Below are 8,060 nucleotides of genomic sequence, written 5' to 3'. Positions count from 1 at the left end.
GGTAAGCCCCCCAGCGCCCACCGGCGGGTTTGTCTTGGGGCGGGCGGTTGCGGTCCTTACCTGACCTCGGCACCTCCCGGCGCGGGCCCGGCCCCCGCCCACCGCGTCGCGAACCGTGCCGCCGCGCACCGGCGCCGCCCGCGCCCTCGGCGCGGGAATGCCCCCACCCACACACCACCCGTCGCCGGTCCCCTTACCTGACCTCGGCACCTCCCTGCGCGGGCCCAGCCCCCGCCCACCACGTCCCGAACCGCGCCGCCAGGCACCGACGCCGCCCGCGCCGAAGGCGCGGGAATGCCCCGTGCCGCGGGTGTGGCAGGTCCGGGGGCGGGGCGAGGTGTCACGCCTGGGCCTGGAACTCCAGACGGTTGCCCACCGGGTCCTCGCTGTGGAAGCGGCGGACGCCCGGGAGGTTGTCGTCCCAGAGGACGGGGTGGCCCGCCGCCCCGAGGCGTTCGGCCAGGGTGTCGACGTCCGAGACCACCAGGCCCGGGTGGGCCTTCTTCGCGGGGCGGAAGTCCGCCTCGACGCCGAGGTGCAGGACCGCGCCGCCGGAGGCGAACCAGCAGCCGCCGCGTGCGGCGAGGACCGGGGGCTTCGGCAGCTCCGTCATGCCGAGGACGCCCGCGTAGAACGCGCGCAGGACGTCCTCCGAGCCGGCGGGGGCGGCGAGCTGGACATGGTCGAGGGCGACGATCATCAGGACTCCTTGCGTGCGACGACGAAGATCCGGCGGAAGGGGAAGACCGTGCCGTGCGGGCCCGCGGGGTACGCGTCCCGCAGCAGCGCACCGTACTCCGCGGTGAACTCCGCCGCCTCGGCCGTCCCCAGCTCGTCGAGGACCGGCCGCAGCCCCGTCCCCTTCACCCAGTCCAGGACCGGGTCCGGCCCCTGGAGCAGATGCGCGTACGTCGTCTCCCACGCGTCCACCGCGCAGCCGAGCCCGGCCAGCTGCTGCAGATAGCCGCCGGGCGACAGGACGGGGTCCGAGCGCAGCAGCCCGGCCAGCCGCGGGGCCCAGCGCGCGGACGCGCACACCTGCCGCATCAGCCGGTGGGACGGCGAGTCGAAGTTGCCGGGGACCTGGAAGGCGAAGACCCCGCCGGGCGGCAGCGCGGCCACCCAGTCCGCGAAGCGCGCGGAGTGCCCGGGCACCCACTGCAGCAGGGCGTTGGAGACCAGCAGGTCGATCTGGCTGTCCGGGGTCCAGGTGGCGGCGTCGGCGTACGCGAAGTCGAGCGACCCGCCGCCCTCCGTCGGCCCGGCGTAGGACTCCGCGGCCCGGAGCATGTCCGGGGAGCTGTCCAGCCCCGTGATCCGCGCGTCCGGCCACCGCTCGGCGAGCGCCGCGGTGACGTTGCCCGCGCCGCAGCCCAGGTCGACGATGCGGGCCGGCTTCGACGGCAGGTCGCCGACCCGGGCCAGCAGGTCGTGGAAGGGCCGGGCCCGGTGGTCGGCGTGGCGGAGGTACTGGCGTACGTCCCAGCTCGGTGAGGTCGTCATGGCTTCCAGCCTGCCGCGCGAGATCTCTCGATGTCAAGAGACTTCACGTCAAGAGACTTCACGTCGACAGATCTACTACACTGATCCCCATGGAGGACGAGGTCGACCGTCTGGTCTCAGCGTGGCGCCGGGAGCGCCCTGACCTCGACGTGGAGCCGCTCGAGGTGCTCAGCCGAGTCAGCCGGCTGGCCCGGCACCTGGACCGCGCGCGCCGCCTCGCCTTCTCCGAACACGAGCTGGAGCCCTGGGAGTTCGACGTACTGACCTCGCTGCGCCGCGCGGGCGGGCCGTACCAGCTCTCCCCCGGCCAGCTGCTCACCCAGACCCTCGTCACGTCCGGCACGATGACCAACCGCATCGACCGGCTCGCCAAGAAGGGCCTCGTCGAGCGGCTGCCCGACCCCAGCGACCGGCGCGGCGTGCTCGTCCGGCTGACGCCGGAGGGGCGGGACCGGGCGGACCGCGCCCTCGCCGCCCTGCTGGACCAGGAGCGGGCGATCCTGGCGGAGCTGAGCACGCAGCAGCGCGGTGAGCTGGCGGCACTGCTCCGCCGGCTCACCGCGCCGTTCGACAACGTCCCGGGCTGAGCCGGGACCCTCACACCTCAGTGCCGCGAGGCCGCCGCGTTCGCGCCGCGCCGCCGCATCAGCCAGACGCCGCCCGCCGCCGCCAGCAGCGTGCCGCCGGCCGCGGCGCCCGCCGTCGTCACATCGGCGCCGCCGGCGCCGACGCTGTTGGCGTACGGGCTGTACCAGCTGTCCGTGGGCGTCGGGGTCGGGGACTCCGACGGGGTCTCGCACCCGACCCAGAAGACCTTCTGCTTCGCGAAGCCCTTCTCCCCGGTGAAGTTCCAGTAGAGCTTGTAGTGGCCGTCCGCCAGGCCCATGTCGTCGGTGCGGCCGTGGCCCGCCGCGTCGAGGGTGATCTCGCCGCTGGCGACCACGCTCTCCTTGTCGCCCGTCGGCGCCCAGCCGACGATGCGCCACTGGGCCTGCTGCGCGGCGTCGAAGAAGAAGGCGTCGAGGTAGAAGGTGCACACGTGCGGCTCGTTGCGGCGGTCCTCGTCGCCGGTGACCGAGTCGTGGATCTTGACGGTGCCGTTGTCGCCGGGTGCGTCGGCGTGGGCGGCGGGAGCAGTGAAGAGCGCGGCCGCCGTGACGGCCAGGACAGCGGTCGTCCTGCGTACGGACATGGGAATCCCCCCTCGTTGAGTGACCAGTGCGCCGTGGGGGGCCCGGCCAGCTTCGTGGGCCGAGCGGAACCGGTCAAGCCGGATTACTCGCCATTAATCTCCGATACGGCAGATGTACGACGGTGTCTCATGAAAGCGGGCTACGAACACCGGTCCGGGACACCCGCGCGGACGCCTCGCGGGCGTGCGCGACAATGGCCCCGCCAGCTGTCGTACGACGAGGAGTCCCCGCCCGTGCCCCAGTCAGTGACCGTCCGGGTCCCCGCCAAGGTCAACGTGCAGCTCGCGGTGGGGGCGGCGCGGGCCGACGGCTTCCACGACCTGGCGAACGTCTTCCTCGCGGTCGGCCTGTACGACGAGGTCACCGCCACCGAGGCGGACTCCCTGCGGATCACGGTGTCCGGCGCGGACGCGGCGCTGGTCCCCACCGACGGCACCAACCTCGCCGCCCGCGCGGCGGCGGCGCTCGCGGCCCGCTACGGCCGCTCCCCCGGCGTCCATCTGCACATCGCCAAGGACATCCCCGTCGCCGGCGGGATGGCGGGCGGCAGCGCGGACGGGGCGGGCGCGCTGCTCGCCTGCGACGCGCTGTGGGGCACCGGCGCCCCGCGCGAGGAGCTGCTCGCCATCTGCGCGGAGCTGGGCAGCGACGTGCCGTTCAGCCTGATCGGCGGGGCGGCGCTGGGGCGGGGCCGGGGCGAGCTGCTGACGCCGCTGGAGGTGGGCGGCGGCTTCCACTGGGTCTTCGCCACGGCGGACGGCGGGCTGTCGACGCCCGCGGTGTACGGCGAGTTCGACCGGCTCACCGCCGGCGCCGCCGTGCCCGACCCCGAGCCCGCGCCGTCGCTGCTGGACGCGCTGCGCACGGGCGACGCGGTGGCCCTGGCGGGCGCGCTCTCCAACGACCTCCAGCCCGCCGCCCTGTCCCTGCGCCCGTCGCTGGCCGAAACCCTCCGTACGGGCACCGCGGCGGGCGCCCTGGCGGGCCTGGTGTCGGGCTCGGGCCCGACGACGGCGTTCCTGACGAAGGACGAGGCGTCGGCCCGGCAGGTGGCGGCGGCGCTGCGCACGTCCGGCACGTGCCGTACCGCCCGGGTGGCGGCGGGTCCGGCGCCGGGGGCGACGGTCATCGGCTGAGCGGCTCAGGCGGGGATCTGGGCCAGGTTGCTGTTGACCACCCAGATCGCCGCCAGCACCGCGATGCCGGCCAGCGCCCCCAGCGGGCGGGGACGCCCGCGGCCGGCGACGTACGTGGTGAGGATGCCGCCGACCGCGGCGAGCGGGCCACCGACGAGCGGCAGCGTGGCGACCAGGGTCTGGGTGTCCGGATCGCAGATGCCCCGGTGGAAGTCCGGCGGACACGGGTCGCTGGCCATGACGTACCAGGGGGCGAGCAGGGTCGTCACCGCGGCGAACACGACGAGCGCGGCCACCAGCAGGGCGGCGAGCACCCTTCCCCCGGCGCCGGGAGCGGGGGATGTCCCATGGGCGTCGAGGTCCCCCGTGGGGGCGGTCCGCGGGAGCGGGGTGATGTCTGCCATGCCCCCATGCTGGCCGCGGCGGGGCCCGCCCCGGATGGGCCCGGGTACTCAGCCCGCGGGCGGCACCGTACTCAGCACCGCCGTCCGACTACCCTGGGACGTCGATCGATCCGCCGAGCAGGAGTGAAATGGCCGCCAATCTGGTCAACGTCGAGTCCATCAGCAAGGTCTACGGCACCCGTGCCCTCCTCGACGGCGTATCCCTCGGCGTGAACGAGGGCGACCGCATCGGGGTCGTCGGGCGCAACGGTGACGGCAAGACGACGCTGATCCGCATGCTGGCGCGGCTGGAGGACGCCGACACCGGGCGGGTGACCCACGCGGGCGGGCTGCGGAGCGGCGTGCTCACCCAGCACGACTCCCTCGACCCGCAGGCGACCGTCCGGCACGAGGTCCTCGGCGACATGGCCGACCACGAGTGGGCCGGCGACGCGCGCGTGCGCGACATCCTCACCGGGCTCTTCGGCGGCCTGGACATGCCCGGCTTCCCGCAGGGCCTGGACACCGTCATCGGCCCGCTGTCCGGCGGCGAGCGCCGCCGGATCGCCCTCGCCCAGCTGCTCATCGCCGAACAGGACCTGATCGTCCTGGACGAGCCGACGAACCACCTCGACGTCGAGGGCATCTCCTGGCTGGCCCGCCACCTGCGGGCGCGCCGCTCCGCGCTGGTGGTCGTCACCCACGACCGCTGGTTCCTGGACCAGGTCTGCACCCGGATGTGGGACGTGCAGCGCGGCACGGTCTACGAGTACGAGGGCGGCTACTCCGACTACGTCTTCGCCCGCGCCGAGCGCGAGCGGATCGCGGCCACGGAGGAGGCCAAGCGGCAGAACCTGGTGCGCAAGGAGCTGGCGTGGCTGCGCCGCGGCGCCCCCGCCCGTACGAGCAAGCCGCGCTTCCGCGTCGAGGCGGCCAACGAGCTCATCGCGGACGTCCCGCCGCCCCGGGACACCGCAGAGCTGATGAAGTTCGCCGGCTCCCGCCTCGGCAAGACGGTCTTCGACCTCGAGGACGTGACCGTCCAGGCCGGCGACAAGATCCTGCTGAAGCATCTGACCTGGCAGCTCGGCCCCGGCGACCGGATCGGCCTGGTCGGCGTGAACGGCGCCGGCAAGACCTCCCTGCTGCGCGCCCTGGCCGAGGCGGCCCGGACCGGCGGCGAGGCCCAGCCCGCGGCCGGCGCGGTCAAGGTCGGCCGGACGGTCAGGCTGGCGTACCTCTCGCAGGAGGTCGCCGAGCTGAACCCCAACTGGCGGGTGCTGGAGGCCGTGCAGCAGGTGCGCGAGCGCGTGGACCTGGGCAAGGGCCGGGAGATGACCGCGGGCCAGCTGTGCGAGAAGTTCGGCTTCACCAAGGAGAAGCAGTGGACGCCGGTCGGCGACCTGTCGGGCGGTGAGCGGCGGCGGCTGCAGATCCTGCGGCTGCTGATGGACGAGCCGAACGTGCTCTTCCTCGACGAGCCGACCAACGACCTCGACATCGAGACGCTGACCCAGCTGGAGGACCTCCTCGACGGCTGGCCCGGCTCGATGGTCGTCATCAGCCACGACCGGTTCTTCGTCGAGCGCACCACGGACCGCGTCTTCGCGCTGCTCGGCGACGCCACGCTGCGGATGCTGCCGCGCGGCATCGACGAGTACCTGGAGCGGCGCGAGCGGATGCGCGAGCAGGCCCGCCCGGCGGCCCCGGCAGCGGCGGCGGCCGCCCCGGCGAAGCAGCAGAAGTCCGGCGGCGAGCTGCGCGCGGCGCAGAAGGAGCTGACGAAGCTCGAGCGCCGGCTGGACAAGGTCTCCGAGCAGGAGGCGAAGCTCCACGCGCAGATGGCCGAGCACGCCACCGACTTCACGAAGGTCGCCGAGCTGGACGCGAAGCTGCGCGAGCTGGCCGGCGAGCGGGAGGAGCTGGAGATGCTCTGGCTGGAGCTGGCCGAGGACGTCTGAGGGCCGCCGCCGTCAGGGCGGGTCCTCCAGGGAGGCGGTCAGCCGCGCCGCGAGCGCGGCCGTCGCGTCCCGCAGCTCGGGCCCGCCCTCGACGCGGAACGCGAACGGCACGGCCGCCAGCCACTCCTGGACGTACATCGCCGTGTTGCGCGTGCTGCCGGTGAGCACGCATTGCCCGCCCGCCGGCTCGAGCCGCCCCATGGGCGGGCGTATCCACGGCGCCACCTCGGCCGCCGGCGCGTCGAAGACCACGCGGGTGGGGTACGCCCACCCCGTGCCCAGGTGCTCCTCCAGTACGGCGACGGCGTCCAGGCCCTCGGGCGGGACGAAGCCGTGGGGGGTCTGTTCGACGGCGCGGATCCGGTCGACGCGGTAGGTGCGGATCGCGTCCGCGCGGTGCGAGTGGCACAGCAGGTACCAGCGGGCGTGGCGGACGACCACCGCCCACGGGTCGGCCTCGGACTCCCACTCGTTGCCGGCCTCGCTGCGGTACGCCACGCGCACCCGGCGCCCCGCCGCGACGGCGGCGACCAGGGCGCTGACGACCGCCGGATCGGGGCGGGCCGGGAAGCGGTCCGGTACGGCGGCGGCGTACGCGCGCAGCGCCGCCGCCTGCCGGCCGACGCTCTCCGGCAGCGCGCCCACGACCTTGGCGAGGGCGTGGCCGACGAGGTCGCCGTCGTCCGCGGCGGCGGGGCGGCCGTCGAGCACCGCCATCACCAGGCCGATCGCCTCGTCCTGGGTGAAGCGCACCGGGGGCAGCCGCATGCCCCGCCCGAGCCGGTAGCCGCCGTGCGGGCCGCGGACGGACTCCACGGGGATCCCGGCCTCCCGCAGGATCTCGACGTAGCGGCGCGCGGCCCGCTCGGTGACGCCGAGCCTGCCGGCGAGGTCCGCGGCGGTCGTGCCGGGGCGGTTCTGCAGGATCTCCAGGGTGCGCAGGGCGCGCGCGGTGGGGCTGAGGTCGGCCGGCATCCCGGCAGGTTACGCGGCCCGGCGGCAATCCGGCAGTGGATCGTCCGGAATACGTTCTACGGTGGCCCACGACCGGATGCGGCGTACGAAGGAGAACGTGATCGTGGACATCCTGCTCATCGGCGGCCTGTGGCTGGACGGATCCGCCTGGGACGACGTGTCGTCCGCCCTGGAGCCGCTCGGCCACCGCCCCGTACCGCTGACCCTGCCGGGCCAGGGCGACGGATCCGCGTCGGCGACGCTGGAGGACCAGATGGCGGCGGTGCTCGACGCGGTGGACGCGGCGTCCGGCCGGCCCCTCGTCGTGGGCCACTCGGCGGCCTGCGCGCTGGCCTGGATGGCCGCGGACCGGCGCCCGGAGCAGGTCGCCGGGGTCGTCCTCATCGGCGGTTTCCCGCACGGCGACGGGCACACGTACGCCGACTTCTTCGCGATCGAGGACGGCGTGATGCCCTTCCCGGGCTGGGGGCCGTTCGAGGGGCCGGACGCCGCCGATCTGGACGACGGGGCCCGCGAGCGGATCGCGTCCGCCGCGATCCCCGTGCCGGAGGGCGTGGCCCGCGGCGCCGTACGGCTGGCGGACGAGCGCCGCTACGACGTGCCGGTGACCGTCGTGTGCCCGGAGTTCACGCCCGCCCAGGCGCGGGAGTGGATCGACGGCGGCGATGTGCCGGAGCTGGCGCGGGCCAAGAACGTCGACCTCGTCGACATCGACTCGGGCCACTGGCCGATGGCCACGAAGCCGGCCGAACTGGCCCGACTGCTCGCGGCGGTGGCCGACAAGGCGTAGACAGACCGACGGAACCACCCTGCTCCCACGGGGGTCTGGGGGCCCCGGACATCGACGAGGACGCGGCCGAGCGGGCCGAGGAGTCGTACGGTCTGCGCCGTCTGCTCAAGGGCTTCGGC

The 8,060-nt window shown here is 74.7% G+C and carries 9 protein-coding genes; 4 read left to right on the top strand and 5 right to left on the bottom strand.

What is annotated here, in order from left to right:
• Window positions 1-340 precede the first annotated feature (340 nt).
• Entirely contained in the window at window positions 341-700 is a 360-nt protein-coding gene (locus tag AB0M28_RS38930) for a glyoxalase (protein WP_365415316.1), read from the bottom strand.
• Window positions 700-1,503, bottom strand: a complete 804-nt coding sequence (locus AB0M28_RS38925) for a trans-aconitate 2-methyltransferase (RefSeq protein ID WP_365415314.1) — start codon at window positions 1,501-1,503, stop codon at window positions 700-702. The genes AB0M28_RS38930 and AB0M28_RS38925 overlap by 1 nt, the downstream gene beginning before the upstream one ends.
• An 89-nt stretch (window positions 1,504-1,592) precedes the next feature.
• On the opposite strand from AB0M28_RS38925, the gene AB0M28_RS38920 reads away from it, so the two are divergent.
• Window positions 1,593-2,090, top strand: a complete 498-nt coding sequence (locus AB0M28_RS38920; protein WP_365415312.1) for a MarR family transcriptional regulator — start codon at window positions 1,593-1,595, stop codon at window positions 2,088-2,090.
• Between the two features lie 17 nt (window positions 2,091-2,107).
• On the opposite strand, the gene AB0M28_RS38915 is transcribed toward AB0M28_RS38920, so the two are convergent.
• Entirely contained in the window at window positions 2,108-2,695 is a 588-nt protein-coding gene (locus AB0M28_RS38915) for a hypothetical protein (RefSeq protein WP_365415310.1), read from the bottom strand.
• Between the two features lie 234 nt (window positions 2,696-2,929).
• Here AB0M28_RS38915 and AB0M28_RS38910 point away from each other — a divergent pair, with 234 nt between their 5' ends.
• Window positions 2,930-3,832 carry a 4-(cytidine 5'-diphospho)-2-C-methyl-D-erythritol kinase gene (locus tag AB0M28_RS38910; protein WP_365415308.1) on the top strand — a complete coding sequence of 301 codons (903 nt, stop codon included), beginning with the start codon at window positions 2,930-2,932 and terminating at the stop codon, window positions 3,830-3,832.
• 5 nt (window positions 3,833-3,837) lie between these two features.
• Here AB0M28_RS38910 and AB0M28_RS38905 read toward each other — a convergent pair whose 3' ends face one another.
• Window positions 3,838-4,236: a hypothetical protein gene (locus AB0M28_RS38905; protein WP_365415307.1), complete on the bottom strand. Its 399-nt coding sequence runs from the start codon at window positions 4,234-4,236 to the stop codon at window positions 3,838-3,840.
• Between the two features lie 128 nt (window positions 4,237-4,364).
• Between AB0M28_RS38905 and AB0M28_RS38900 the strand changes: the two genes are divergently transcribed.
• The gene (locus AB0M28_RS38900) at window positions 4,365-6,176 is read left to right on the top strand and encodes an ABC-F family ATP-binding cassette domain-containing protein (protein WP_365415305.1); all 1,812 of its coding nucleotides are present in this window, start codon (window positions 4,365-4,367) and stop codon (window positions 6,174-6,176) included.
• Window positions 6,177-6,188: 12 nt separating this feature from the next.
• Here AB0M28_RS38900 and AB0M28_RS38895 read toward each other — a convergent pair whose 3' ends face one another.
• Window positions 6,189-7,151 (bottom strand): WYL domain-containing protein, encoded by a 963-nt coding sequence (locus tag AB0M28_RS38895; protein ID WP_365415303.1) that lies wholly within the window; start codon window positions 7,149-7,151, stop codon window positions 6,189-6,191.
• 103 nt (window positions 7,152-7,254) lie between these two features.
• Here AB0M28_RS38895 and AB0M28_RS38890 point away from each other — a divergent pair, with 103 nt between their 5' ends.
• A complete protein-coding gene (locus AB0M28_RS38890) occupies window positions 7,255-7,941 on the top strand; it encodes an alpha/beta hydrolase (RefSeq protein ID WP_365415318.1) in 687 nt (228 codons plus the stop codon).
• Window positions 7,942-8,060: the final 119 nt, after the last annotated feature.

The sequence above is a fragment of the Streptomyces sp. NPDC051940 genome (genome assembly GCF_040680895.1).
Lineage (GTDB): Bacteria > Actinomycetota > Actinomycetes > Streptomycetales > Streptomycetaceae > Streptomyces.
Note: the sequence above shows the minus strand (reverse complement) of the source record. Positions and strands in the feature narration are given on the sequence as shown.

Bases quoted from the DNA above. Each gene is read 5' to 3' on its own strand.
- AB0M28_RS38930 (WP_365415316.1), bottom strand. From the start codon at position 700: ATGATCGTCGCCCTCGACCATGTCCAGCTCGCCGCCCCCGCCGGCTCG.
- AB0M28_RS38925 (WP_365415314.1), bottom strand. From the start codon at position 1,503: ATGACGACCTCACCGAGCTGGGACGTACGCCAGTACCTCCGCCACGCC.
- AB0M28_RS38920 (WP_365415312.1), top strand. From the start codon at position 1,593: ATGGAGGACGAGGTCGACCGTCTGGTCTCAGCGTGGCGCCGGGAGCGC.
- AB0M28_RS38915 (WP_365415310.1), bottom strand. From the start codon at position 2,695: ATGTCCGTACGCAGGACGACCGCTGTCCTGGCCGTCACGGCGGCCGCG.
- AB0M28_RS38905 (WP_365415307.1), bottom strand. From the start codon at position 4,236: ATGGCAGACATCACCCCGCTCCCGCGGACCGCCCCCACGGGGGACCTC.
- AB0M28_RS38900 (WP_365415305.1), top strand. From the start codon at position 4,365: ATGGCCGCCAATCTGGTCAACGTCGAGTCCATCAGCAAGGTCTACGGC.
- AB0M28_RS38895 (WP_365415303.1), bottom strand. From the start codon at position 7,151: ATGCCGGCCGACCTCAGCCCCACCGCGCGCGCCCTGCGCACCCTGGAG.